Annotated in this window: 23 protein-coding genes; 10 read left to right on the forward strand and 13 right to left on the reverse strand. The window is 65.4% G+C overall.

What is annotated here, in order from left to right; all coding sequences use genetic code 11:
- The first annotated feature begins 7 nt into the window (after positions 1-7).
- Complete coding sequence (arcD, locus tag ACNSN4_RS12615; RefSeq protein ID WP_418286166.1) at positions 8-1,465, forward strand: arginine/ornithine antiporter ArcD; 1,458 nt, start codon at positions 8-10, stop codon at positions 1,463-1,465.
- 453 nt (positions 1,466-1,918) lie between these two features.
- Complete coding sequence (locus ACNSN4_RS12620) at positions 1,919-4,342, forward strand: alpha/beta fold hydrolase (protein WP_418286167.1); 2,424 nt, start codon at positions 1,919-1,921, stop codon at positions 4,340-4,342.
- A 25-nt stretch (positions 4,343-4,367) separates the two neighbouring features.
- On the opposite strand, the gene ACNSN4_RS12625 is transcribed toward ACNSN4_RS12620, so the two are convergent.
- Both ACNSN4_RS12625 and ACNSN4_RS12630 read right to left on the reverse strand, forming a co-directional pair.
- Positions 4,368-5,117 (reverse strand): class I SAM-dependent methyltransferase, encoded by a 750-nt coding sequence (locus ACNSN4_RS12625; protein WP_418286168.1) that lies wholly within the window; start codon positions 5,115-5,117, stop codon positions 4,368-4,370.
- Positions 5,118-5,126: 9 nt separating this feature from the next.
- On the reverse strand, positions 5,127-6,011 hold the full coding sequence (locus ACNSN4_RS12630) for an aldo/keto reductase (RefSeq protein ID WP_418286169.1): 885 nt from the start codon (positions 6,009-6,011) through the stop codon (positions 5,127-5,129).
- A gap of 120 nt (positions 6,012-6,131) precedes the next feature.
- On the opposite strand from ACNSN4_RS12630, the gene ACNSN4_RS12635 reads away from it, so the two are divergent.
- Positions 6,132-6,626 carry a DUF2240 family protein gene (locus ACNSN4_RS12635; RefSeq protein WP_418286170.1) on the forward strand — a complete coding sequence of 165 codons (495 nt, stop codon included), beginning with the start codon at positions 6,132-6,134 and terminating at the stop codon, positions 6,624-6,626.
- Positions 6,623-7,039 carry a DUF7993 family protein gene (locus ACNSN4_RS12640; protein ID WP_418286171.1) on the forward strand — a complete coding sequence of 139 codons (417 nt, stop codon included), beginning with the start codon at positions 6,623-6,625 and terminating at the stop codon, positions 7,037-7,039. The genes ACNSN4_RS12635 and ACNSN4_RS12640 overlap by 4 nt, the downstream gene beginning before the upstream one ends.
- 3 nt (positions 7,040-7,042) lie before the next feature.
- Here ACNSN4_RS12640 and ACNSN4_RS12645 read toward each other — a convergent pair whose 3' ends face one another.
- Positions 7,043-8,965 carry a methyl-accepting chemotaxis protein gene (locus ACNSN4_RS12645; RefSeq protein WP_418286172.1) on the reverse strand — a complete coding sequence of 641 codons (1,923 nt, stop codon included), beginning with the start codon at positions 8,963-8,965 and terminating at the stop codon, positions 7,043-7,045.
- A gap of 307 nt (positions 8,966-9,272) precedes the next feature.
- Here ACNSN4_RS12645 and ACNSN4_RS12650 point away from each other — a divergent pair, with 307 nt between their 5' ends.
- Entirely contained in the window at positions 9,273-9,524 is a 252-nt protein-coding gene (locus tag ACNSN4_RS12650; RefSeq protein ID WP_418286173.1) for a hypothetical protein, read from the forward strand.
- Positions 9,525-9,663: 139 nt separating this feature from the next.
- Complete coding sequence (locus tag ACNSN4_RS12655; protein WP_418286174.1) at positions 9,664-10,905, forward strand: DNA double-strand break repair nuclease NurA; 1,242 nt, start codon at positions 9,664-9,666, stop codon at positions 10,903-10,905.
- 45 nt (positions 10,906-10,950) lie between these two features.
- Here the strand turns inward: ACNSN4_RS12655 and ACNSN4_RS12660 are convergent, their stop codons facing one another.
- Both ACNSN4_RS12660 and ACNSN4_RS12665 read right to left on the reverse strand, forming a co-directional pair.
- Positions 10,951-11,676 (reverse strand): CPBP family intramembrane glutamic endopeptidase, encoded by a 726-nt coding sequence (locus tag ACNSN4_RS12660; protein ID WP_418286175.1) that lies wholly within the window; start codon positions 11,674-11,676, stop codon positions 10,951-10,953.
- An 86-nt stretch (positions 11,677-11,762) separates the two neighbouring features.
- Positions 11,763-13,055 (reverse strand): phosphoglucose isomerase-related protein, encoded by a 1,293-nt coding sequence (locus tag ACNSN4_RS12665; protein WP_418286176.1) that lies wholly within the window; start codon positions 13,053-13,055, stop codon positions 11,763-11,765.
- 102 nt (positions 13,056-13,157) lie between these two features.
- Between ACNSN4_RS12665 and ACNSN4_RS12670 the strand changes: the two genes are divergently transcribed.
- On the forward strand, positions 13,158-13,322 hold the full coding sequence (locus ACNSN4_RS12670) for a DUF7838 family putative zinc beta-ribbon protein (protein ID WP_418286177.1): 165 nt from the start codon (positions 13,158-13,160) through the stop codon (positions 13,320-13,322).
- 198 nt (positions 13,323-13,520) lie between these two features.
- Here the strand turns inward: ACNSN4_RS12670 and ACNSN4_RS12675 are convergent, their stop codons facing one another.
- From ACNSN4_RS12675 to ACNSN4_RS12685, 3 genes are all read right to left on the reverse strand, one after another.
- Entirely contained in the window at positions 13,521-14,306 is a 786-nt protein-coding gene (locus ACNSN4_RS12675; protein ID WP_418286178.1) for a response regulator, read from the reverse strand.
- Between the two features lie 142 nt (positions 14,307-14,448).
- Positions 14,449-14,805, reverse strand: a complete 357-nt coding sequence (locus tag ACNSN4_RS12680) for a HalOD1 output domain-containing protein (RefSeq protein ID WP_418286179.1) — start codon at positions 14,803-14,805, stop codon at positions 14,449-14,451.
- Positions 14,786-15,274: an Lrp/AsnC family transcriptional regulator gene (locus ACNSN4_RS12685; RefSeq protein WP_418286180.1), complete on the reverse strand. Its 489-nt coding sequence runs from the start codon at positions 15,272-15,274 to the stop codon at positions 14,786-14,788. The genes ACNSN4_RS12680 and ACNSN4_RS12685 overlap by 20 nt, the downstream gene beginning before the upstream one ends.
- Positions 15,275-15,626: 352 nt before the next feature.
- Here ACNSN4_RS12685 and ACNSN4_RS12690 point away from each other — a divergent pair, with 352 nt between their 5' ends.
- A complete protein-coding gene (locus ACNSN4_RS12690; protein ID WP_418286182.1) occupies positions 15,627-16,631 on the forward strand; it encodes a DUF7972 family membrane protein in 1,005 nt (334 codons plus the stop codon).
- Between the two features lie 183 nt (positions 16,632-16,814).
- Here ACNSN4_RS12690 and ACNSN4_RS12695 read toward each other — a convergent pair whose 3' ends face one another.
- Together ACNSN4_RS12695 and ACNSN4_RS12700 are read right to left on the reverse strand one after the other, a co-directional pair.
- Positions 16,815-18,095, reverse strand: a complete 1,281-nt coding sequence (locus ACNSN4_RS12695) for an RNA-guided endonuclease InsQ/TnpB family protein (protein WP_418286183.1) — start codon at positions 18,093-18,095, stop codon at positions 16,815-16,817.
- Positions 18,096-18,274: 179 nt separating this feature from the next.
- On the reverse strand, positions 18,275-19,069 hold the full coding sequence (locus ACNSN4_RS12700) for an SDR family oxidoreductase (protein WP_418286184.1): 795 nt from the start codon (positions 19,067-19,069) through the stop codon (positions 18,275-18,277).
- Positions 19,070-19,202: 133 nt separating this feature from the next.
- On the opposite strand from ACNSN4_RS12700, the gene ACNSN4_RS12705 reads away from it, so the two are divergent.
- Positions 19,203-20,459 (forward strand): CaiB/BaiF CoA transferase family protein, encoded by a 1,257-nt coding sequence (locus tag ACNSN4_RS12705; RefSeq protein ID WP_418286185.1) that lies wholly within the window; start codon positions 19,203-19,205, stop codon positions 20,457-20,459.
- A 62-nt stretch (positions 20,460-20,521) separates the two neighbouring features.
- Here ACNSN4_RS12705 and ACNSN4_RS12710 read toward each other — a convergent pair whose 3' ends face one another.
- On the reverse strand, positions 20,522-21,565 hold the full coding sequence (locus tag ACNSN4_RS12710; RefSeq protein WP_418286186.1) for an isocitrate lyase/PEP mutase family protein: 1,044 nt from the start codon (positions 21,563-21,565) through the stop codon (positions 20,522-20,524).
- Between the two features lie 106 nt (positions 21,566-21,671).
- Entirely contained in the window at positions 21,672-21,980 is a 309-nt protein-coding gene (locus ACNSN4_RS12715) for a hypothetical protein (RefSeq protein ID WP_418286187.1), read from the reverse strand.
- 317 nt (positions 21,981-22,297) lie between these two features.
- Here ACNSN4_RS12715 and thiL point away from each other — a divergent pair, with 317 nt between their 5' ends.
- A complete protein-coding gene (gene thiL / locus ACNSN4_RS12720) occupies positions 22,298-23,197 on the forward strand; it encodes a thiamine-phosphate kinase (RefSeq protein ID WP_418286188.1) in 900 nt (299 codons plus the stop codon).
- 157 nt (positions 23,198-23,354) lie between these two features.
- On the opposite strand, the gene ACNSN4_RS12725 is transcribed toward thiL, so the two are convergent.
- A complete protein-coding gene (locus ACNSN4_RS12725) occupies positions 23,355-24,545 on the reverse strand; it encodes an amidohydrolase family protein (protein ID WP_418286189.1) in 1,191 nt (396 codons plus the stop codon).
- Positions 24,546-24,576 lie beyond the last annotated feature (31 nt).

Genomic DNA, 24,576 nt, shown 5'->3' on the forward strand with positions numbered 1-24,576 from the left:
CGCTTCCATGACGAACTCGTTCACGCCCACGACGTTCGACGACCTCGATCCGGATCGACGACCGAGCCTCGCGGCGGCGCTCGTTCCGGTCCTCGCCGTCGTGGCGTTCCTCGGTGTCGGCTCGGCGTATCTGGGGCTCGATCCGCACGCGCCGCTGCTGTGGAGTATCGCTTTCGTCGGAGCGTTCGGCCTCTGGCTCGGCTACGACTGGGAAGCGCTGTTCGACGGCGTCGCCAACGGGCTCGTGATGGGCCTGCAGGCGCTGCTCATCATCTTCACGATCTACGGGCTGATCGCCACCTGGGTGAGCGCGGGCACCATCCCGGGGCTCATGTACTACGGGCTGGAGATCCTCTCTCCGTCGACGTTCCTCCCGGCGGCCGCGGTCGTCGCCGCGGTCGTCGCCTTCGCTATCGGCTCCTCGTGGACCACGGTCGGGACGCTCGGTGTCGCTTTCGTCGGGATCGGCGCAGGGCTCGGCGTTCCCGCCCCGATGACCGTCGGAGCCGTCCTCTCGGGGGCGTACGCGGGCGACAAACAGTCGCCGCTCTCGGACACGACGAACCTCGCCGCCGGCGTCACCAACACCGATCTGTACGCACACATTCGGCGGATGCGGGCCGGTACACTCGCCGCCTTCGGGATCGCCGTCCTCGGCTTTCTCGCGCTCGGCCTCCGCGCCGACGGCGCGATTCCCGCGGGTCGGATCGCCGACATCCAGGGCGCGCTTGGTGAGACTTACGCGATCACGCTGCTCGCGTTCGTTCCGCTCGTGGTCACCTTCGGCCTCGCGCTGCGCGGGTACGCCGCCCTCCCGACCCTCGTCGCCGGCGTCTTCGCCGGGGTGCTCACGACGATTCTCGTGCAGGGGGCCGGGTTCGTCGCCGCGTGGGACACGTTCATGTACGGGACCGCCCCCGAGTCGGGGTCCGAGCTCGTGAACGACCTGCTCGCGACGGGCGGGCTCACCGGGTCCGCGTGGACGATCACCGTCGTCGTCGCCGCGCTGTCGCTCGGCGGGATTTTAGAGCGAACCGGCGTGTTGGCGGTGATCGCTCACGCGTTCACCACGGCGGTTCGGAGCCCGGGCACCCTCGTCGCTGGCACCGGCGTCTCGGCGATCGTCATCAACGCGCTCACCGCGCAACAGTACATGAGCATCGTCCTGCCGAGCGTCACGCTCCGAAACACCTACGACGAGTTCGGCCTCGACAGCGACCAGCTCTCGCGCGCGGTGGAGGCGGCCGGGACGCCGACGGGCGCGCTGTTCCCGTGGCACGCCGGCGCCGTCTACATGGCCGGCGTCACCGGCGTCCCGACGCTGGAGTACGCGCCGTACTTCCTGTTCGCGTTCCTCTCGCCGCTCGCGCTGTTCGTCATCGCGGCGACCGGATACACGCTCAACGTGTCGCCGACACCGGCGGCGGTTCCCGGCGGGTCCCCCGCATCGAGCGACGACGACTGACGGGCCAACGCCGGCGGGCGACTGACGTATTTTTCCGGCGGTTGGACGACGCGCTTCGACCGTTTCGGCGTTCGTACTCAGTCGGCGATAGCTTTCAGCAGCCGCGCTGCATACAGCGCCTATCGCTCACCGACTTTTTCTCTCGGATTCCGGTCCGGTCACCTCCTGCAGATCGGTCACCTCCTGCCGATATTTCAGGAAATAGCGTAATGTGCTGACTCGCAGAAACGGTACACGTGAGTCATCTCATGAATAACACCCTACCGCACACATCCGAGGAACTGAAACGTCACCGAGCCGTCTCGGACGACGGTACAGAGATCGCCAGCCACGGACGTGGAGGGCGACGGGACCTGTTCGATGTCCGAGCCGCGTTCACGGAACACGCAACCGCCTATGCTACGGATCGCCGTGGCCGCGGTGAGGGGCGGGAACTAGTACACGGGCCGAATCATGAGTAGCCCGGCCGCTCAGCAAGGAGTGGTGTTGGAGCAGAATCATGAGCACGGGACGTACCAACTCTATGTCCCCGGCAGCTACTCGTTCGATTCGGCGGTGGTGGTCGTCGTCCACGGCACTCCAGGTGAGACCGAGGACGTGGCGGCACTGGCCGAGACCTTCATCAACCGCTGGACCGGCTTCGCGGATTCCACGGGCGCGGTCATTGTCGCGCCCGCCTACGACCAGGATAATTACGCCAGCGACGACGGCTATGCGTACGGCGGCTACCGGGGCCTCTACGGACGGGAGGTCGGCGCCGATGAGTTCCTGCATCTGATTCTCGAAGAGGTCGAGACGCTGCTCGCCCCGACCTCGGAGGACCGGTTCTATCTCTACGGACACTCCGCGGGCGGACAGTTCGCCAATCGGTATCTGGTCCGCCACCCCGAACGTTTGCTCGGAGTGGTACTGAGCGCACCCGGACGCTACGCGTTCCCGGACGAGGAGGCCCCGTGGCACTACGGGATGGGAAGCATCGAACATGAGAGCAGTTGGAACGACGACGAACCGCTGGAGGTCGACGTCACGCCGGATCCCGAGGGGTGGGTACAGGCTACCGGTCTGCCGGTAAGCGTTATTATCGGCGATCGAGACAGGGACTCACAACCCTGTCGGCGAGCCCATTGCGAGCGGTTCAGCCGTCCCGACGACATCGCCCAGTCACCGGAGTACACGACGGTCCTCAATCAATCCGTCCCGCCCGGACGCTACGTGGTGAGCGGCAAGGTGGTCCTTACTGACACGGAGGACGCCGATCCGTTCCCCGCCACTGCACGGTGCACGCTGTTCAGCGATGGCGACGTTGTTGACACCTACGCGCTCCAGATGGGTGCGGCTGGCAGCGGGACCGAGAGCATCGTGTTTCCGCTGCAGGGCGTGACCACTACCAGCTCGGGGATGACGCAGCTGAGCCTGAGATGTCGGAAGGGGGGCAACGACACGACGCGAGTCAGGGTGAGGGGGAACCCGAAACTGACGGCCACTCAGGTGGGTACGGACGGCTTCCACGAAGAGAGCTCCAGCGGTCCCGACGACATCGCCCAGTCACCGGAGTACACGACGGTCCTCAACCGATCCGTCCCGCCCGGACGCTACGTGGTGAGCGGCAAGGTGGTCCTTACTGACACGGAGGACGCCGATCCGTTTCCCGCTACCGTGCGGTGTACGCTGTTCGGCAACGGGAGCGTCATCGATACCTACGCGCTCCAGATGGGTGATGCCGACAGCGGGACCGAGAGCATCGTGGTTCCGCTGCAGGGCGTGACGGACGACACCTCGGAGATAGCGTTGAGCCTGAGATGTCGGAAGGGGGGCAACGACACGACGCGAGTCAGTGTGAGGGGAAACCCGAAACTGACGGCGACTCGGGTGGGCACGGATGCCTTCCACGAGGAGGGCTCCAGCGGTCCCGACGACATCGCCCAGTCACCGGAGTACACGACGGTCCTCAATCAATCTGTCCCGCCCGGACGCTACGTGGTGAGCGGCAAGGTGGTCCTTACTGACACGGAGGACGCCGATCCGTTCCCCGCCACCGTACGGTGCACGCTGTTCAGCAATGGTGATGTCGTTGACACCTACGCGCTCCAGATGGGTGCGGCTGGCAGCGGGACCGAGAGCATCGTGGTTCCGCTGCAGGGGGTGGCAAGCGATACCGCAGAGATGCAGTTGAGCCTGAAATGTCGCAAGGGAAGTAACGACACGACGCGAGTCAGTGTGAGGGGGAACCCGAAACTGACGGCGACTCGGGTGGGCACGGATGCCTTTCACCAAGACCTCGCGGCCGACGGTACTACGCGCCTCGAGATAAGTGACAAATGGGTCAACGACATGCTCGCACTGGCAGACGCTGAAGGGCGTGTAGGTAGAACCCGTCTGGAACTTGTGCCACACGTTGGACACAGCTCGGCTGCCCTGACCGGCGACGCTCAGGACGTGATGCGAAACCTGGTGGCGGGTCGGGTGACCGTCCCGGACGTTGTAGGCCTGAGTGAGACTGACGCAATTTCGGCCCTCCAATCGCTGGGACTGCAAGGGAACTCAGTGAACCCGGTCTTTTCCGACCGACCGCCAGGGGAGGTCATATCGCAGCGACCGGAGGCTGGCATCTGGGTAGACGACGGCACTCTCGTGACCGTTACCCCGTCTATCGGAGAGGAGCGAGAAACCGCCGTACCGGACGTCGTCGGCCGACACTGGACTCGTGCCAGGGAGCTCGTCCTCGCGGCGGGATTCTTCCCCCGGAGCCAGTTCGTGGACTCCGATCGCCCGTTCGAGTCCGTGGTAGGCCAGGACCCTGCAGCCGGGGAGCGCCCTGAACCCGGAGAGACCGAGGTGCGTCTCTTCCTGTCCAAGGGACAGGGAGATCTGCCATGAGTTTAGCTACGCAAGGCGGCGTTCGTTAGTCGGGGAGGCGGAACGCGAGACCGTACATCCGACCGACCGATTCCGATCCGATTTCAGTCTTGAGGCGGCGAGCGGTCGCCGCCAGCGTGTCGCCCGGTTCACCGGGGTTTCCCGCGGCCATAGAGGCCGCTCGGTCGGCGTGTGCGGAGACGTGGCTCTCGGTCCACGGTACCGGTTCCAAAAGCGTTCGTTCCCGCCGGAATTCCCAGCCGTGGCCCGCGAAGAATCGTCGCAGGAACCCCGCCGGGTAGAACGTGAGCGCCGGGCGACCGCGGGCCAGTTCCGACGCGGCGTTCTCGACGGCGAACAGCTCCGCGATCGCAGCGTCGTCGGGTAACGGATCGTAGTCGTCGACGACGAGCTGTGCCCCCGGGACTGCGACCCGTGAGAGCTCCTCGGCGACGGCGGACAGCGCCGCGGGTTCGAGGACGTTACAGAGCCCGTGCGCGCTGATAAGGTCGACGGAGCCGTCGGGGAGCGGGATCGACCGGAGGTCCGCCTCCAGTACCGCTAAGCGGTCGCCGACGTCGTCAGCGTCGCCGTCGCTGTCGGCAATGCTGTCGCCGACGCGTCGGCGCGTCGTCCGGGCGTGGTCCCGGTCGTTCGTCACGGCGTACACCCGGGCGGCGCCGTTCGCGAGCAGCCCGGCGGTCGCGTTGCCGACGCCCGCACCGGCCTCCAGACAGCGCCTCCCGGCCACCGGTCGATCGTCGAGCGCGGCCGCGACCGTGTGCGGAACGTCCATCCGCTCTTCTCAGTGGTGCAGCTGTTCGGGCACGGGACTGTCGTCGTGGCGCACCCGCTCGATCAGCGACCGCTGTGCGGCCTCGTCCATCCCGTCGTAGTCGGCGGCGGCCTCGAGGATCATCGTGACGAGCTTCGGATCGCCGGCGTTGATGACGCTGGTGAGCCCCTGTGCAGCGGCGAAATCGAACCGCTCGCGGATCTCGTCGGGCGCGGTGACCGGCCGGTACCAGTTCGCGAACGGCCGGTCAGCCTCGGGGAGCTCGTCGGTCGAGGGCCACGAGCCGCCGGCGAACGCCTTGATCCCCAGCGTCCCGACGTTCTTCTCGTCGGCGCGGGCGAGGACGGCCTCGTAGTCGTACTCGTCTCCGTCCTTGCCGGCGACGACGGGGTTCAGCGGGAACATCACCGTTTCGAGGTCGTCGATCCGGTCGAGCGCGTCGAGGACGAGGTCCGGATCGCCGTGACTCGTCAGTCCGATGTGGTCGATCAGTCCCTGCTCTTTTGCCTCGCGAAACGCGGCGAGCGCGCCGTCGTCGCCCGTGATCGCGTCCAGTTCCTCGTCGTACTCGAGCCCGTGCACCTGGTACAGGTCGATCGTGTCGACGCCGAGGCGGTTCAGCGATCGGTCGAGCTTGCGCCACGCGCCCTCGTAGGTGCGCTCCTGGGTCTTACAGCCGAGGAAGATCTCCTCGCGGTGTTGGCGGAGCTTCGGGCCGAGCTTCAGCTCCGCGTCGCCGTACGTCGGGGCCACGTCGAAGTGGTTGACTCCGTAGTCGAGGACGTGTTCGATCATCTGGTTCGCGCCCTCCTGTTCGAGCCAGTTGAGCGCGATCGCGCCGAACGTCATGACGGTGCTGTCGTGACCGGTGTCTCCGAGCGGGCGGGTCTCCATACGTGTGCCATCGCGTCGACGCGGCATAACGGTTGTCGGCGTCGTCCGGGTCGCTCGACCAACGCGTGGATGGCTCGCGGTCCGGTAGGTTTACCGCCGTCGACCGCCCGCCGATCGAACATGAGCTTAGAGGTTGCCGTCGCCGTCCCGTTCAAACACCGCGCGAAGGAGCGACTCGGCGAGGGGGAGTTCGTCGTCGCGCTGTCGCTCGATCGCGACTGGTTCTCGCCGGATCAGGCGAAGCGCCTCGTCGACGTCGCGGTCGGCCGCGGGCTGGTCGACGAGGAGGACGGCGATCTCGTCGCGCGCTTCGACCCTGACGACGTGGTCGTCCCGGAGGGGTTCACGCCCGACGAGGACGTGCTCCGCGAGCAGTCCACCTTCGAGACCGCTCTCGACGCCATCGTCGCGGCGGGCGTCGAGAAGCAGCGCGCGGTCGCCGGGATCAACGAACGCCAGCGCGCGCTGGCGATAACCATCGAAGCGGCCGCCGTCCTCTACGCGAAAGAACGGGGCGCGGAGGTCGACCACCTCGCGGCCGACGTTCGCGAGAAACTCGCCGAGGCGGGAGGTAGCGACGACCAGACCGGCGGAACGACGGAGGCCGACCGATGACCGCGGACCGGCTCGGCGACGGCGTCCGGATCGCACAGCTGCTCGCCTCCGAGATCACGGGCGACGAGGGACGACTTCGCGCACTCGCGCTCGCCGACGCCGACCCCGACGTCGAGCCGACGACCGACGGCGCGTTGGCGTACACGGCGGTGCGGACGGACGCGGGAGACGGGGACGATCAGGCGGACGCGGAGACCGCTGAGCTCGTCGCCGAGGTGTACGTTCAGCCCGCTCGTGTCCGTGTCGAGTTCGTCGCCGCGCCCGACGCGGTCGCCGAGGCGGCGAGCGGGGTCGGCCTGCGCGTCAGGCCGAAAGCAGTGCGACCGCCGCGAACGCTCGTGTTCGTCGAGGACGGGGCACAAGTAAAGCGGGTGTTAACGGCGTTCGAAGCGGCGCTCGCTCCGCGCGAGTAACGCTCAGTCGGACTGTCCGCCGTCGCCCATCGCGACGGTTCCGCTCGACGACGCGCCGGGTCCGTCGGTCGCGCCGTCTCCCACCTCGAACTTTCGGAGCAGCGCCCGGAGCCGCTCGGCCTGATCGGCGAGCGATCCGGCCTCGGCGGTCGCCTGCGACATCGCCGAGAGCTGTTCGTCGGCGGCGGCGGACACCTCGTCCGCTTCCCCGGCCGTCTCCTTGCTGATCCCGGCCACCTCCTCGGCCATCGACACCGTCTCTTCGGTGCTCGCGGCCTGGTCGTCGGTCGCCTTGCTGATCTCGCGGATCCCGTCGTCGGTCTCGGTGGCGTTGTCCGCGACCTGCGTGAACGCCTCGGCCGCGCTCCGAACCGCGTCCGCGCCGTCGACCATGTGTTCCTCGGCGGTACGTACCTCCTCGACGGTCGCCTCGGTCTGCGCCTGCGTGCCAGCGATAAGCTCCTCGATGTCCCGTGCTGCGTCCTGTGTCTCCTCGGCTAGCTGTTTCACCTCGTCGGCGACGACCGCGAACCCGGCACTCGCCCCGGTGCCGCCACCGCCCGCCCGCGCTGCCTCGATGTTCGCGTTCAGCGCCAGCAGATTCGTCTGCTCGGCGATATCGCCGATAAGGTCGACGATCTCGCCGATGTCCGCCATCCGATCGTCAAGGACTGTGACCTTCTCGGCGGTCGCGTCGATCGCCGCCTGTGACTCGCGGACGCTCTCCAGCGCCTCGTTCGCCGTCTCCTCGCCGTCGTCGGCGATCGTCGCGGTCTGCTGTGCGGCGTCGGCGACGGTCTCCGTCGAGGAGGCGACCTCCTCGATCGTCGCCGAGAGGGTGTTCATCTCTCCGGACACCTGTTCGAGCATCTCGCGCTGTTGGTCGGCGCCGTCGGCGATCTCTGCGATAGATGCGGTGACGTCCTCGCTCAGCCCCTCGGCCGTGTTCACGCCGTCCGTCGTCTTCGCGCTCGCGTCGGACACCTCGTGCGCGAACGACTGGATCTCACGGACGGTCGACTCGATGTCGTCCATCATCTCGTTGAACGCCGCGCCGATCTGTTCCATCGCCTCGCTCTCGCTGTCGGCGTCGAGTCGAACCGTGAGGTCGCCGTCGGCCGCGCGGTCCATCGTCGCGCTGTACTCGTCGGCCGTCCGTTCGAGGTGTTGGTTGAGCCACTCGACCTCCTCGCGGCGCTGTTCGACCTCCGCTTTGGCCTTTTCAGCGTCCCGAATCTCGGATTTCTGTTGTGAGACGAGTTCGAGCTGCCGTCGCGCCTGCTCTCGCGACTTCTCGATCGAGTACCAGTTCGCCATCAGCGCGCCCACGAGTCCGAGGATGAAGACGGCGTGGATACCGCCCCACACGACGGGGTTCTCGACGGCCGCGGCGTGGTTGTACACGAGACTCGAGTCGATCTGGCTGAACGCGCCGTGGCCGACCGCGACGTACGCCACGCCGACGCCGAACGGGAGCCAGTCCTCGTACAGCGCGAGCACGGCGACGAACACGAAGAAGTGGAAGTGCGCCTCGATGTACCCGCCCGAAACCTTCACGAGCGCCATCGACACCGTCATGACGCTGAACGCCGCGAGCACGGAGCGCTGTCGGCGACCGACCGGTGCCCACAGCGAGAGCGCCGCACTACCGAGAATGATCCCCGCGAACGCCGCGAGCATGACCGGCGGCGTCGCCGGAATTGTTGCGCCCGTGACGGTCCCCTCAGTCCCCTCGTACAGTCCCAACCCGAGCAGGAACGGGACCTGCGCGACGGCGACGAAGAGGATCTTCCGATGGCGGCTCGCCCACATCTCATCCGGCATCGACGTGCCGTCCGGGATGTACCGGACGATATCGCGGATCTCGGACGCTACTCCGGACGATCCGGACGCGTCTGGCGCCGTCCCGGTCGCTGATTCGGTCATGGCTAGCAATCGTCGCAGCAGTTAAAGATTCACGCCCTCCAAATATCACGGCTGAGACTGTCGACCTCGACGGTGGTACGTTTCCCGAGGAACGAGCTAGCGTCCTCCGACGGGCCGTGCGGAATCGCACCGATACTCGATGGCCGTCCTTCTAACAGGTTCTTGCCCTGTTTGTGTCCGTGAGGTGAACTTCGTTGAGAACCGCACATTCACGAAATAGATACATTCTCAATATTGTGAAAATAACTTATGTACCCTCGTGGAATACTCGGGTTAAGGTGATGATACAACCGTCATGTCGCTGCAAGTGATACGCGATGCCGATAATGATCTGCTTAACCAGCTCTCCGGTCTCACGGGACTCGGGTGGACCGGGTCGGTACTGGGATACCTGAGCACGATGATCGGCTACGGGAACGGCCTGATAAGTCGACTCGCCACCGAGCCGAAGTCGCTCCTGTACGTCGGCGGAAGCTTCTTTCTTCTCACGCTCGGACTCGACCGATTGCAGAGCCAAATCGTGAGCGAACGGGCCCGCGAGGAAGGAGGAGGTGAGTAGCGCTCCGCGCTCCGCGACCCGCACAGCGAAGGAACGGCGTCCGCAGTCCAGGGGTCGACCGCAACGGTTCCGGCTCGTTCGGCGTGGCTCGCTCGCCTGAGCCGACGCGTTTTATATTCCTCCGAACCGCGGTACGGCCGTGACGCTCGATCCGATCCACGTCGAGAACATCGCGCAGCTCGCGTACGGTATCGCGAACGACGTGGACACGACGGACCACGACGACCTCGCCGGGCAGGTGTGGAGCGACTGGCTCCCGGAGCTCCGCCGGGACGGTCGGGTCGTGATCGAGCCCGTCGACGAACACGAACGCCGGCGTGCACACGTCGACGACGCCGCGCTCGCTGACCGGCCGTTCGAGACGGTCCACGGCCTCGACTCCGGCACGATCAACCCGACGACATTTAAGAACGGGCTCGTCGTCGACGTCGCACACGCCGCGATGGCGAGCGTCCCGACTGACCTGGACCTCCACCGCGACCGCACCATCGTCGCGACCGTCCACGCCGGCGACTCGACGGCGAACTTCGACGGCGCGTGGCGCGATCGCGACGAGGGGCACACCCGCCAGCGCGTGCTCCACGCGCCCCGAGTGAACCGGTACGCTGAGGGCGTCGTCCACGCGCTCGCCTTATACCTCGCCGAGGGCACGCACGCGCTCGATCACGCCGACCGCGTCGACGACTTGCTCGTGCTCGACGGCCCCATCTACCCGAAGGAGCTGTTCACGTGGGACGACCGCAACCCCGAGCTGGGCGCGCTCGCCCGCGAGGCGAAGCCGCGCGCGGTCGTCGAGAACTACGTCCGGCTCGTCGAGCGGTTCGTCGAGCGCGACGTGCCGCTGGCCGGTTTCGTGAAAAACCCGACGAGCGGGACCATCGTCCGGGCGCTCTCGAGGGCGGGACTCGAACCGCCGTGGCCGGACGACACGGCGCTTTTCACGCGGCTACTGGAGCGGCAGGAGGGCAGCGATCGCGTCGACGACGAACTCACCTTCACGACGTGGTTCCGCAGTCGCGGGGGCGCCGACGAGACGATGGCGGCCGACCGCGACGCGCTCGGGATCGACCGGGGGCTCGACCCCGAGCTGTACGAGCCCACGTTCATGATCGTCTACGACCCGCGGACCGACGTGACCTACAAGCTGGAGGCGCCGTACGCGTTCACCCGCGACGCGGACATCCGCGAGCGACTCACGCGACAGGTACTCGCCGACGTCGCGACGACCCGAGGGCCGCCTGAGGCGGTCGCGAAGGCGGACGAGCTCGCGCGCATCGCCGCCACGGAGAAGGCCGCGCTTCGCCGGAAGTTCGAGGAGCGGTTCGACAGCGATCAGCAGTCGACCTACGACGATCTCCGCTGGGGAAAGACGCGATTTTGATCTGAGTAGCGGAGGCGAGCGAGACGACCTCACACGCCACCCGCGTCACAGCGCGCTCCAGAGGAGCGTCCCGAAGATGATCGCGTTGTACAGCCCGTGTGCGAGCGCCGGGACGATAACGTTCTCCGTCCACTCGTAGAGCAGGCCGAGGATCGCCCCCAAGATCACCGTCACGCCCATGTACGCGAGCTGCTCGACGACCGTCCCGTCGACGCCCGCGTGGAGGAGTCCGAACATGACCGCCGCGAGGGCGATCGCCGCTACCGGGCCGAACGCCCGCCGAAGCCCGCTCTGGATGACCCCGCGAAACAGCAGCTCCTCGGCCGGGCCGACGACGAGGATCGAGACGGCGATCATGGCGACGTAGTAGACGACCGGATCGCCCGCGGCCATCGTCGCCGGGTTCTGTCCGGTTCGAAGCCCGACCTCGCGGAGGACGAACAGGAGGCCGATCTGGAGGGCGTAGAGCCCGACCGCGGCGGCGGCGACGATGCCGAGTCGACGGAGCGACGGGCGGGAGACCGGTACGAGGTCGCGCTGGTCGGTGATGATGAGGTAGCCGACGGCCGCCGGAAGGAAGCTTCCGAACGTCGCGACCGTCTGAAAGATCGTGTGCGCGTTCGTCTCCTCGGCGAGGGTCCCGGTGCGGACGGCGAGCGACGTGGCGACATCGCCGACGACGCTGGCGACGACGAGCGTGAACACGAGCGCGAACACCGCGCTCGCCACCGCGATCAGGCGATCGACCGGCACCGGGAGGTCGTCCGTCATCGACGACTGTTGGATCCGCGTCGTGTTAGTGGCACCGGAACCGGGCGGGCGACACGGTCGGACACGCCATCCGAGTGTATCCGGACTCAGGACCGCTCGACGCGGAGTTCGCGCTTGTCGGCCACGGCGTCGGCCTCCGGGAAGTCGCCGCCGCCGAGTAGCCCGCGGGCGGCCTTCTTCCCCCACTCGACGGCGGGCTGAGTGAACGTCGAGACGCTCGCGAGTTCGCCGTACAGCACGCAGGCCGCCTCCATCGCGTACAGGAGCTCGCCGAGCGCTCGCTCGTCGACGCGGTCGATCTCGACGCGGAGGTTCGGCACGTCGGCCGCCGCGAGGCTCGCCTCCGTCGCCTCGAACTCGGCGTCGAGCAGCTCCGCGAGCGACGACCCGCCGAGGTACGCGAGCCCGTCGAGGTCGGTCTCGGGAATGGCCGTGCCGGAGCGCTCGGTCGGTCGGATCAGCGAGACGAGCTTGTCGGACGGACCGGCGCGGTACAGCTGGAGCTGCGAGTGCTGGTCGGTCGCGCCGAGCGCCCGCGCCGGAGTCTGGCCGAGCCCGTCCTTACCGAGGCTCTCGGCCCACAGCTGTGCGAACCACTCCGCGAACGTCTCCAGCGACTCGGCGTACGGCATCACCGCGTTGGTGAGCGCGCCCCGCTCCGCGAGCGCGTACGTCGCCGCGCCGTAGGCGTACGCCGGGGTCTCGAACAGCGATCCCGACAGGCTCTCCATCCCGTCGCGTCCGCCGGCGAGGACGGCCTCGATGTCGTGACCCTGCAGGGCCGGTACCGCGAGGCCGACCGGTGAAAGTGCGGAGAAGCGGCCCGGGACCCCGTCCGGCACGTCGAGTGCGGGGAGGTCGTGGTCGTCCGCGAGCGCTCGGAGGTTCCCTTCCTCACCGGTCGTGACGAGGGTGCGCTCGGTCCAGTCCACGCCCGCCTCCGTCATCGCCTCGCGGACGACGAGGAAGTTCGCGAGCGTCTCCGCGGTCGTCCCGGACTTCGAGACGACGTTGACGACCGTCTCCGAAAGCGGGAGGTCGGCGAGCAGCGCGTCGACCGCGTCGGGGTCGACGTTGTCGAGGAAGTACGCGTCGACGTCGCTTTCGAGGGCGTTCGCGAGGGTCGCCGCGCCGAGCGCGCTCCCGCCGATGCCGACCGTGAGGACGGCCTCGGGGCGGTCGAACCGGTCCGTCGCCGCGCGGATCGCGTCCGCGTCCGTGGTCTCCGGGAGCGTCAGCGACGCGTAGCCGAACTCGTCGCCCGTCATTCCGGCAGCGATTCTCTCGTGTGCGGCCGCGACTCGCGAATCGAGCCGTTCCAGCGTCTCTTCCGTGAGTCCCGGCGTCGTTTCAAGCGCGTTTCCGAGGTCGACGTTCATACCCATCCGTGGGCGCGACGGGGACTTAAGAATGGGTTTCGGGACACAAACGGCGCTCGTCGAATCAGTAGCTTCAAATCCGCGCCGGGCGGATCCGCACGTATGGCGCTCGAAAAGGACGTGGACTGTCCGTCGTGCGGAGAGGCCCAGTCGTTCTACCGGACCGCGGCGATGACGCTCCACCTCGGCGAGAAGACGAAGTGGCGCTGCCCCGAGTGCGGCTACGGCTACGTCGAGATCAACGGGATCAGCACGCTTCGGGCGTGAGACAGGCGTTCCCCCTCGTCACTGTTGACCCGTTCGCTCCTTGCGGGTAGGGCTTCCTGTTTCCACAGCCGATCGAGGAGAGAGCCCGCGAGTTCACCCGTTACAGGCTATCAAAACCTCATCTCATCTAGTGAATTGATCTCCCCCCATTCGGGGAGAACGTGCTCCGGTTGCGGATTTCCGACGGGGCCAACGTTGCTAACTCACTGGTATCTGGTCTCGCGGTTTCGGGACGCTGGTGAAATAGAACGCGAGGCCACCGTTGTACGTGGGATACGCCTCGATGTCGAACCAACCGTCGAGCTGGGAGAAGTGCCCGACGAACGAGGTGGGTTCTCGTGTTTCCATGACCTGTCGATACTCCGCTTCGAACCGAGTGTCGAGCGCCTCGCTGAAGACCTCCCAGAAGTCCCGATCGAGGAGGTACTCCTCGTCCATCTCGTAGAGTTCCTCGGCCTGCTGATTAACGAGGGTGAACCGCCAATTCGAATCCACCTCGACGATAGCATCTGTGACACGCTCGATGACGTCCCGGAGCTGTTGATCGCGTTGCCGGACCATCTGGATGGACCGGTAATGCTCGATGGCGTTCGAAACGGTGTTGGCCAGCACGGTGTACTGACACGTGGATACCTGCTTCTGAAGGTAGTCGGTAACGCCCGCCGAAATCGCGTCACTCGCAATTTCCTCGGTCCCTTTCCCGGTGAATAGTATGAACGGGAGATCAGGGAACTCTCCTCGAACCTCCTCGAGGAACTCGATACCGGTACAGCCGGGCATGTCGTAATCGGAGATGACGCAGTCGAACGCCTGCTCGGAGAGGTGGTCCAAGCCGTCGCTGGCGCTGGTCGCCTGCACGACGGCGAATCGATCGTCTGCACGCTCTAAGAAAATGCCGACTATCTCCGAGAGTTCGGGCTCGTCATCGACGTGAAGGACGCGGAACGTTCCTTCTTCGGTTTGTTGGGATGACGAGGTTGGCATTATAGCGCTCGCTTGAGACTCGAAATCCAGTCGCAGATGTCACGTGCGAAGGACCCATCATCGTCGATGGTCCCGTCGCTCGGTATCGGCCCCGGTTCGTTCTCTCCAACGGGGAACCCTACGTGAAAGGCTACTGCGCCACTCACCTTGACACCACCTTAACTACGTTATCGCCTCCGACCGTAACTTCGTGCCCGTTGTAGGAGAAGGTCACTCGGACTTCCATCCGACTAGCGATCGGCGTAGTGGCGAGGATCTGAGCCAAGGCGTCGGGGTCGATTACTTCGAAGAGCGGCGGAGTGAGTTCGAGAGGGTCCACGTCTTCTGCTTGGGCTATCTTAGTAACTACTTCGCAAATTACACTATCGACGTGCGCTGCTGAGGTCTGTGATTGGGCCATGGACCACTGTAATATTCCACCCTTCTTGTACCCATCGCCTATTTGATAATTTCTAGAGCGACTTAACAGGGGCTGGAAATTATCCAGCGTCCTCCTCATTTGCAAACTCCTTCCCGAAGTGGTTATACGGGTTGGTTCGCTCCTGTTTCATCATCTCCATCCGCTCAATATCGACGCCGAGTGAGTCCAGGGCGTCGAGGGTATCCTCGATGTCTTCCGACGTGTGACCGACGACTTCCAATGACAGGTTTTCCTTGTTAGTCAATAGCTCGCGACTGCTTACGATGCCGGATACCTCCATGATGTCGTCCAGCATCTCATCTCGGTCTCGGAGGGGGACCGTCGCGGTGACGAGGAGGTGATGACCTAACCCCGTTTTAGTGTACCTTATGATCGGGTGATAACTGAGAATGACGCCGCGTTCCTCAAGATCCTTGATTCGATTAGCGACCGTACTGGACGAAACACCGACCCTCTTCGCCATGTCCTCGGTCGTGTTACGCCGGGCGTCCTTCTGGAGTAGATAGAGTATGCCTTTATCCACGTTATCGAGTTCCTTGGAAACCACCTCTGCCCTTTAGAGGTCGCCGTAAAAATAACTTTTTGAAGTAGTCGGTATTAAATAATGTTTCTTTCATCTGAATAAACAGACCCAAACGGGCCGAATTCGGAGGAGGAGCCGTGTGAGATACGCGCGGCGTATTCATCACAGAGGGTCCGCTGCGTTCCACTGGACACCGACGGAAAGCAGATCCACATCGTTCTCGCTCGTCTCTCCGCCGCTATTCCAATCAGGTGCACGGCGATAACGGTACTGTGAACTAAATGACTGGGAAGCGATCGTGTCGGCGTATGGATGTTCCGAATCGATCTCCGTCGGTCAAACCACCGGTTATCTCCGGCTCCATCCGGGTGACACAATGAGCCGAGCAGGAGGCTGGCGAGGGTGGTTCCCGGATCCATCGGGGAGACGTGGAGTCAGACTCGTACAGTGGGTGCTCTTGGAGGGAAATCGGCACGCCGTCACCGGGGCGCTTCTCACGATGACGTTCGTCGCTATCCTCGCAATCGGCACGATTTGGCCGTTCGAAATGCAGCAACTCCTCACCGAGACCGGTGCCGTCCAGACGGTTCTCAACACCTTCCTGGGAGGGATTATCCTGCTGGTCTCGATCGTCGTATCGATCAACTCAATCGTCCTCACATACGATATTATCTCTATCGGCGCACAGGAAGACCGGCTTCGGGGCACGCTAGCGTTCCGCCGCGAAATCGGCCATCTGACGGACACCGAGCACAGCACCATGAACCCGACTTCGTTCCTCTCTATGATGATCGGAGTTATCAACGAGCGAGCAAACGAATTAGCGACGGTCTCAGAGGAACTCGACGGGAGCGACGCCGAGGAAATCAGCGAACACGTTGAGACCATTCTCCAGACCATCGCATACGTTGAGAAGTCCGTTGATCAAACGGACGGGGGGGAGTTCAGTACCCTGTGGCTCGGGCTTGATTTAAATATCGGTCCGTTGATGGACCGGTCGCGCGTGTTACATCTGATGTATGCGGATGAGCTCTCTGACAGCGGTGAAAATAAGTTCGAGAACCTCATCCGCGCGTTCGAACTGATCACGACCGGACGCCACTTTTTCAAGACGTTGTATTACAGACGAGAGTTCTCGATGCTGTCACGAACGCTGTTAATTGTCTCGCTCCCGGCCATCCTGGTAACTGCAGTCACGATTCTGGCGATAAACGCGAACATCCTCCCGCAAATATGGATTCTCGGTCTCTCACCGCTCCTGACGTTCGTGGCCGCCGCGTTCACGATCGCCCTTGCACCGTTTATTATCCTCACCGCCTATATGCTCAGAGTGGCGACCGTCACGCTGCGGGCCACCGACACAGAGCCGTTTGTACTCTAATCGTGACCGGCACCGGTCTGATCCGCCGCCGTCCCCGCGTTTCGCGTGGAGGAACCGCCGTACCTCACCCCCGTTTCACGGAGGACGTCAGCAGAGCCACTGCACCCGTTTGTTTGACATCCTCCCCGCGCTGAAGCGCGAGGATTCCCACGGTACCGCACCGCTGGGTTGGGATATTGTGGTTTACGATGTTACGTGTTCTTGAGGTTCGAACGCACCAGTTTCCTTGTCAAACAAGAACGTCGATGGCTGTGCCAACCAGCCGTTACTCCTATTCACCGAAGGACTCGATGAATTCGGAGATACTTTCTGCCGAATGTTCTCAGCACCGTTCACATCTGCGTTCGCCACTGTACCGCACTCATCGCAGACATACAGTCCGCGTTCAACACGATTCGCATCACGCGTCTGGCCACAGCACGAACACGACTTCGAGGTATCCCGCTCAGACACCTTTTCAACCGTGATGCCTTCCATCTCCGCCTTGTATTCGAGCAGATCGGTGAAGCGGTCGAACGCCCACGAGTGTAGGTCGAGATTACCGTTCGTGCCCCAGTCTTTTGACTCACCGTTCTCCTCATCCTCACGGATGCCGGAGAGGTCGCCCACCACGATCGTTCCAATTTCCTCGTCAACACACCGCTGGACGATGTGCTTCGAGAGGGTGTGGAAGTAGTGAATGCGGCGAGCCGACTTTTTGTGGTTCAGCCGCGTGGCCTGCTCGGAGTCCGAGTCGTCACACCGAGCGATTCGCTTGCTGAAGTAGTAGTCGTCTTGTTTCAAGCAGTTCAGCGGGTACAGCTCGCTGTGACCGTCTTCATACGCGAGCGCGGCAAAGTTGTTGATCCCGAGATCAACACCCACAGTATTCTCGCCGGAGACTTCAGCCACGTCGATCTCGACCTTACAGACGAAGTGTAGTTCCCATTCGTCGCCCGTCCACACAATCTTGACTTGTTGGACGTTCTCCACGGCGGAGAGGTCAACGTCGGGGCGAGTTTGGTACTTACACAGGACAAAATCCGACCAGTACTCTTTCAGGTTCGATCCTTTTGAGAGTCGAACACGGTCGTACTGAGTGTCGAGTTTGAAGCCTTTCTGCTTGAATGTGACCGTGGAACGCGGGTGTTCATCGCCGTGTTTGCGGTAGCCGGGCGGGTTCGATTTCGAATGTCCGTTTTGTCGTTTACCGTACCAACCGTTGAACGCTTCAGCGAGTTCCTGAAGGACTCGCTGACTTGACTGAGAATGAAGGTCACCATAGCGTTCGTGGGTTTTGAGGTACGCGGTGAGTTCGGTGTGGTTCGGGATGTGATCGATTTCGTCCAAGATCCGGCTACACGTCCACCGTCCGACGTTCCAGAGTTTTGAGGCGGCGAACCCGAGCGAATCAAGGTCGTCTTGCACCCGAGACTGATTCCGTATGGAAGCAGTGTAGGTGCGAGTAACGACCTGTTTCGCCATACATAACCTATGTAGACAAACTTACTTGATGGTGTGTGTTGGGGCAGCGTGGAATATCCCGCCGTGGCATCGGACAGTGGACTGTGGAGGGTAGTGTCGGATTCATCCCCGCGCTAAAGCTCGAGGCTTTCTCCTCGATTCTCCGTAAGTGCCGCTCCCGACGCCGGGAGCGTCGTCGGTTATAAGTTCGCGTTGCCCGCGCCGCCGTCGATGACGACCGACTGCCCGTTGATGAACCCGGACTTCGGCGACGAGAGGAACGCGACGGTGTTGCCCAGTTCGATCGGGTCACCGACGCGGTCCAGCGGGTTGTTCGCCCAGTCGGCGAGCCCCTCCTCGTAGGAGTCGTACTCGCCGCGCTCCATCGCCTGCTCGACGAGTTCCGTGATCCGGCTCGTCTCGTGAGGGCCGGGGAGGACGGCGTTCGCGCGGACGTCGGGCGCGAGCTCTTTCGAGAGGGTCTTCTCTAAGCCGATGACGCTCATCCGCACCGCGTTCGAGAGGACGAGCCCGTCGATCGCCTCCTTCACCGACCGCGACGTGATGTTCACGATCGTGCCGCCGTCGCCGTCGGCGAGCGGCTCCGCGCACTTGCGCGTCAGTCGGACGACGCTCATCACGAGCAGCTCGTAGGCGTGCTCCCAGTCCTCGTCGTCGGTGTCGAGGAACGCGCCGGAGGGCGGCCCGCCGGCCGACGTGACGAGGTGGTCGAGCCGCCCGAACTCGTCGAGCGTCGTCTCCACGAGCGCGTCGAGGTCGTCCTCGACGGTGATGTCTCCCGGGACGGCGACGACGCGGGCGTCGCCGACCGCCTCGGCCTCCAGCTCCGCCTTCGCCTCGTCGAGCGTTTCGGCGTCGCGGCCGTTGATCACTACGTTCGCCCCTTCGCGGACGAGCGCCTGTGCGGCGGCGAAACCCAGTCCGCTGCTCGACGCCGTCGTCAACGCGACGTTCCCCTCGATATCGAGATCCATACCGATCGATCGACGGGTGGCGGTTTAACGGTTGGCGACGCGGCGGGAGTCGCCGCCGGGAGGCTCATTACCCGTCGGGTGGACCGCCAACGTATGGACCGTCAACCGGTTTCGCGGCGGCAGGTGACTCCCGATGGTCGGTGAAGCAGAGCGTCCGTCGAGCGACACGGGACCGCTCGACGGCGTGACGGTGCTCGACGCCTCACGCGTCCTCGTCGGACCGTTTTGTACCATGCAGCTCGGCGACCTCGGTGCCGAGGTCATCAAGGTCGAGCGGCCGGGCGCGGGAGACCAGACCCGGACGTGGGTCCCGCCCGCGTTCGGCGAGGGCGACGGCGCCGAGAGCGCCTACTACGTCAGCGTCAACCGCAACAAGCGCTCGGTACAGCTGAACCTCCAGACGGAGGCGGGTCGCGCGGTGTTCCGCGACCTCGCGCGGGAGGCCGACGTGCTCGTCGAGAACTTCCGCGTCGGCAAGATGGCGGAGTGGGGACTCGACTACGGCGACCTCGCCGACGACAACTCCGGACTGATCTACTGCGGCATCTCCGGCTACGGCGAGTGGGGGCCCGACCGCGACAAGCCCGCCTACGACATCATGATGCAGGCGCGCGGCGGCTTCATGTCCTTCACCGGCGTCGAGGGCGGCCCCCCGGTGCGGATCGGCGTCGCGCTCGCGGACATCGGTGCGGGGATGTACGCGACACAGGCGATCCTCGCGGCCCTCTTAGAGCGCGAACTCGGCGACGGCGACGGCCAGAAGATCGACGTGAGCCTCCTCGACGGACAGGCCGCGTGGACGAGCTACATGGCGACCAACTACTTCGCGAGCGGCGAGTCGCCGGGGCGGATGGGGAGCAAACACCCGAACATCGCCCCCTACCGGGCGTTCGAGACGGCGGACGGGTACGTCGTCGTCGCGTGCTCGTCGGACCCGTTCTGGCCGCCGCTCTGTGCGGCCCTCGACAGGCCGGACCTCGCCGCCGACGAGCGCTTCGAGACGAACGAGGGCCGGGTGCGCCACCGCGATGAGCTCGACGCCGAACTCGAGGCGGAGTTCGCAGAGCGGACGACCGCGGCGGCGCTCGACGCGCTCGAATCCCACGACGTGCCTGCGAGTCACGTCCGGGACATGGAAGAGCTGTTCGACGACCCGCAGATCCACGCGCGGGACATGGTCGCCGAGGCCGAGCACCCGACCGCCGGAACGGTCCGATTCCCCGGGTCGCCGATGCACTTCTCGCGGACGCCGACGACGGTCCGACGCCACCCGCCGGCGGCCGGCGAGCACACGGAGGCGGTGTTACGCGAGTACGGGTACGGCGACGGCGACATTGCGGAACTAACAGAACGGGGCGCAATTCCCGAACGGGAACGAACGCAAGAATAAAAACGGGCGAGGCGACGGCGTGTCGTCGCCGGTCTCGGATTCAGCCGCCGCCGGTCTCGGATTCAGTCGTCGCCGGTCTCGGAAGCCGTTATCGGGTCGCTCTCGTCTTCGGTGTAACCGGCCGACTCCTCGTGTCGCTTCCGCGCGTCGGGGTCGAACTCGGCCTCGGTCTCCTGGTACCGCGGGACGAAAGAGAGCTCGTGGTGGCTCTCCGTCTCGTGGCCGATGTACCGCTCTTCGAGGTCGAACTGCGCCCGTTCGTCGTTCTCGGCGATGTTCGCGAAGTCCTCGTAGGCGGCGTGTGCCCCGGAGTGGAGCCCGTACAGCGTGATGAAGATGTACTGGTAGCCCAGATCGCCGAGCTCCTCGAACGTGAGCGGGTCCTCCTGTGCCCCCCACTCGAACGAGGAGGAGTAGTTGAAGGCCAAATCGAGGTCCGGGTGCGTCTCGTGGATCGTCTCGGCGTACTCGATCGCGTCCTCGCGGGACGGGTCGGGCATCTCGGGCCAGACGAGGTCGACGCCGGCGTCGGCGTAGATCCGGCCGCGTTCGAGGTGTTCCTCCCAGTCGCCGTTGGCGGAACCGTACGCGTCGGTCCGGGCGATGACGACCGTGTCCTCGCTCTGCTTCGCGTCGACGGCGGCCTCGAACCGCGAGCGGGCCTGCTCGCGGGAGACGATCTGCTTGCCCGCGATGTGGCCGCAGCGCTTCGGCGAGGTCTGGTCCTCGATGTGGACCGCGGCGACGCCGGCCTTCTCGTACTCGCGGACCGCGCGCCGGACGTTGTGGACGCCGCCGTAGCCGGTGTCGCAGTCGGCGATGACCGGCAGGTTCGTCGCTTCGACCATGCGCTTCGCGTTCTCGACCATCTCGGTCATCGTGACCATCTCCAGGTCGGGGAAGCCGAACTGGCCGAGGACGGTCGAGTACCCGCTCATGTAGGCCGCATCGAGCCCTGCCATCTCCGCGAGGCGGGCGTCGAGCGCGTGGTAGATCCCGGGCGCGAACGTGTACTCCTGCTCCTCGAACAGCTCGCGGAGCTGACGGCCGGCCGGGTTGTCGATATCTCTCTGATAGACGTCGTCGTCGAGTTCGTTGGGATGCATCGAAGTTACTCCGTTGTCGTGTCGTCGTGGCGGTCGGTCGCGCGGCGCGTGAACGTCGTCGAATCGGGACGGGGGCCGTCGCCGGTCCCCGCCATGGGGACGGCGGTCACCGCGAGCCCCCGTCGGTTCGCGATCGGCGATTCGGCCGGAGGTCCGGGACCAGCGGCGCGTCTCGCTCCTCGGCCGTCGGCGGCCGGGTCGGGCGACGCGTACCGGTGTCGGGGTCCGTTGAATCCCGTGGACTAGTCGTCTCTCGCAGCGTCGGGACCATCGGCGCACCGGCCTCCTCGGTGATCGGGGTGCGCCCGGGGATCGCTCGGGGAGAAGTCGGTCGATCAGTCGGTCGATCAGTCGGTCGATCAGTCGCTCGGTTCGTCGCGATGTCGTCAGCGGTCGTGATGTCGTCAGGTGTCATCGGGTCGTGTGGGTGGTTGCGGCGGTCGTCTGGTGATCGAGCGGTTCGTGGGTCGTGCTGCGTGTCCGCGTACGGATACTGACATTGCACTCGGTAGGTCCGGATGGGTGGTAATAAACATAATGATTGATAATGATAATATTCGTTAATGTGTTTTATCGCCTAAAATGGCTCGTGGTGACAACACGCATGGTCGACGTGGTGCGGCGGACACGAGGCCGGTTCACGCAGTCGTTCCTCCCCGGGATCGGCGCGGGAATCGTCACCGCGTTCGAATCGGACACTTATTACTCGTCGTACCGAATCGATCGGACACTGTGAACGAGCGCGACGCCCTCCGGGCCCTCGCGGCCGACCTCCCGCACGCCGGCGACGACGCGGCCGTCGTCGACGACACCGTCATCACGACGGACATGCTCCACGAGCGGACGGACTTCCCGCCCGGCACGACGCGGTACACCGCGGGGTGGCGCGCGGTCGGCGCGTCGCTCTCGGACGTGGCGGCGATGGGCGCGGACGCGACCGCGGCGGTGGCCGTCTACGCCGATCGGTCGTTCGCCGAGGGCGACCTCGGCCGGTTCATCGCCGGCGCGGTCGACGTCTGCGAGGCGGTCGACGCGGAGTACGTCGGCGGCGACTTGGACACCCACGAGGAGTTCACGACGGCCTCGACCGCCATCGGCTCCGTGACCGACCGCGGGGTCGTGCGGCGGTCGGGGGCTACCGTCGGCGACGCGCTCTGTATCACCGGCGAGTGGGGCCGGTCGGCCGCCGCGCTCCGGCTGTTTGAAAAGGGGGGCGACGTGTCTGTCGAGCGCGCGAACGATCTGTTCCGGTTCACGCCCCGCGTCGCCGACGGGCTCGCACTCGCCGGGGAGGCGACCGCCATGATGGACTCCTCGGACGGGCTCGCGCGGTCGCTCCACCAGCTCGCGGAGGCGAGCGAGGTCGGGTTCGAAGTCGATCGGGCGGCGCTGCCAGTTCATCCCGCGGTCGAGGCCGTCGCCGAAGACGCGGCCGACCGGTTCGAGCTGGCGGCGCACTTCGGCGAGGACTTCGAGTTGGTCTGTGCGGTGCCGGACGGAGACGTGGCGCGGCTGCGCGAGGCGTGCCCTCACGGGCTGACGCGAGTGGGTCGCGTCGTCGACGAAACGGCGGGTGTCACCGTCGACGGCACGCCGCTTCCCGATCGCGGATACACCCACGGCGACGAGTGAGCGCTCACACCGCCGGGTGTGCGCTCACAGGACGGGTGAACGCTCACAGGACGGGTGAACGCTCACAGGACGGGTGAACGCTCACAGGACGGGTGAACGCTCACACCGCCGGGTGCTCGGTGGTCTCTTATACGTGTCTCCGCGCTTGTGCCCCGCCCTACCAGTCGTACTCCTCTCGGGGGTCGACCGCGTCGCGCTCGCGGTCGAAGGCGTGCTCGCCGTCGACGAACACGTGCGTGGTTCGGCTGCCGTTCTCGTGGAACACGCCGTCCCACACGGCCACGTCGGCGTCGGTCCCCGGTTCGAGAGTCCCGACCCGGTCGTCGATGCCGAGGATCTCGGCCGGGGTCCTGGTGACCGCGTCGAGGGCGGCGTCCGCCGGGAACCCCTCGCGCACCGCGAGCCCGACGCAGACGTCGAGGTGCTGTTGGGGTAACACCGGCGCGTCCGTCTGGATCGCGACGTCGACGCCCGCCTCGTGGAGAATCGCCGGCGTCTCGAAGGTGATGTTCCGCAGTTCGTACTTCGCGCCGGAGTACAGCGAGGGGCCGACGACGGCGGGGACGTCGCGCGCGGCGAACTCCTCCGCGATGAGGTGCCCCTCGGTCGCGTGTTCGATGGACAGGTCGTCGATCCCGAACTCCTCGGCGATCCGGAAGACGGTCATGATGTCGTCGGCGCGGTGCGCGTGGACTCGTAGCGGGAGGCCTTCGGTGAGCACCCGTGCGAGGTGCTCCATACCGAGGTCGCGCTCGAACGGCTCGCCCTCGGTACGCGCGTGCCCGCGCCGGTCGACGTAGTCTTCGGCCTCCATCAGGGCCTGCCGGAGGGTGGCCGCGACGCCCGGCCGCGTCGAGGGCTGTCGGCCCTCCTCCTCGCCGTGGAACCGCTTCGGGTTTTCGCCCATCGCGGCCTTCATGCCGTCCTCGCGGATCAGCATCTCGTCGGCCGTTCGCCCCCGGGTCTTCATCGAGCAGATGACGCCGCCGATCACGTTGCCGGAGCCCATCCGCGCCGACACCGTGGTGACCCCGTTCTGGAACGCGTGTTTCAGCTCCTCGTCGCGGGGGTGGAAGCCGTCTAACGCGTTCACGTGCGGCGTGACGGCGTCCGTTCCCTCGTTGATGTCGGCGTCCTCCGGTTCGCCCCACTCCGCCATCCCCGCGTGGCTGTGGGCGTCGACGAGGCCGGGGGTGACGTGTCCGCCGTCGGCGTCGACGACGGTCGCCTCGTCGGGGACCTCGACGTCGCCGACCGCGAGGATCTCGCCGTCGTCGATGAGAACGCTCCCTTCTATCGTCCCTCGATCCGTCGCGGTGTGAACCGTGCCGTTGACTATCGCGTACATGGATGGTTCTCGAACGGCTCGGTGATAACGC

The organism is Halorubrum marinum (genome assembly GCF_048381195.1).
In the GTDB taxonomy this organism is placed as follows: Archaea; Halobacteriota; Halobacteria; order Halobacteriales; family Haloferacaceae; genus Halorubrum.

Coding starts and splice junctions, on each gene's coding strand:
- arcD (WP_418286166.1), top strand. CDS start 8: ATGACGAACTCGTTCACGCCCACGACGTTCGACGACCTCGATCCGGAT.
- ACNSN4_RS12620 (WP_418286167.1), top strand. CDS start 1,919: ATGAGTAGCCCGGCCGCTCAGCAAGGAGTGGTGTTGGAGCAGAATCAT.
- ACNSN4_RS12625 (WP_418286168.1), bottom strand. CDS start 5,117: ATGGACGTTCCGCACACGGTCGCGGCCGCGCTCGACGATCGACCGGTG.
- ACNSN4_RS12630 (WP_418286169.1), bottom strand. CDS start 6,011: ATGGAGACCCGCCCGCTCGGAGACACCGGTCACGACAGCACCGTCATG.
- ACNSN4_RS12635 (WP_418286170.1), top strand. CDS start 6,132: ATGAGCTTAGAGGTTGCCGTCGCCGTCCCGTTCAAACACCGCGCGAAG.
- ACNSN4_RS12640 (WP_418286171.1), top strand. CDS start 6,623: ATGACCGCGGACCGGCTCGGCGACGGCGTCCGGATCGCACAGCTGCTC.
- ACNSN4_RS12645 (WP_418286172.1), bottom strand. CDS start 8,965: ATGACCGAATCAGCGACCGGGACGGCGCCAGACGCGTCCGGATCGTCC.
- ACNSN4_RS12660 (WP_418286175.1), bottom strand. CDS start 11,676: ATGACGGACGACCTCCCGGTGCCGGTCGATCGCCTGATCGCGGTGGCG.
- ACNSN4_RS12665 (WP_418286176.1), bottom strand. CDS start 13,055: ATGAACGTCGACCTCGGAAACGCGCTTGAAACGACGCCGGGACTCACG.
- ACNSN4_RS12670 (WP_418286177.1), top strand. CDS start 13,158: ATGGCGCTCGAAAAGGACGTGGACTGTCCGTCGTGCGGAGAGGCCCAG.
- ACNSN4_RS12675 (WP_418286178.1), bottom strand. CDS start 14,306: ATGCCAACCTCGTCATCCCAACAAACCGAAGAAGGAACGTTCCGCGTC.
- ACNSN4_RS12680 (WP_418286179.1), bottom strand. CDS start 14,805: ATGAGGAGGACGCTGGATAATTTCCAGCCCCTGTTAAGTCGCTCTAGA.
- ACNSN4_RS12690 (WP_418286182.1), top strand. CDS start 15,627: ATGAGCCGAGCAGGAGGCTGGCGAGGGTGGTTCCCGGATCCATCGGGG.
- ACNSN4_RS12695 (WP_418286183.1), bottom strand. CDS start 18,095: ATGGCGAAACAGGTCGTTACTCGCACCTACACTGCTTCCATACGGAAT.
- ACNSN4_RS12700 (WP_418286184.1), bottom strand. CDS start 19,069: ATGGATCTCGATATCGAGGGGAACGTCGCGTTGACGACGGCGTCGAGC.
- ACNSN4_RS12705 (WP_418286185.1), top strand. CDS start 19,203: ATGGTCGGTGAAGCAGAGCGTCCGTCGAGCGACACGGGACCGCTCGAC.
- ACNSN4_RS12710 (WP_418286186.1), bottom strand. CDS start 21,565: ATGCATCCCAACGAACTCGACGACGACGTCTATCAGAGAGATATCGAC.
- ACNSN4_RS12715 (WP_418286187.1), bottom strand. CDS start 21,980: ATGACACCTGACGACATCACGACCGCTGACGACATCGCGACGAACCGA.
- ACNSN4_RS12725 (WP_418286189.1), bottom strand. CDS start 24,545: ATGTACGCGATAGTCAACGGCACGGTTCACACCGCGACGGATCGAGGG.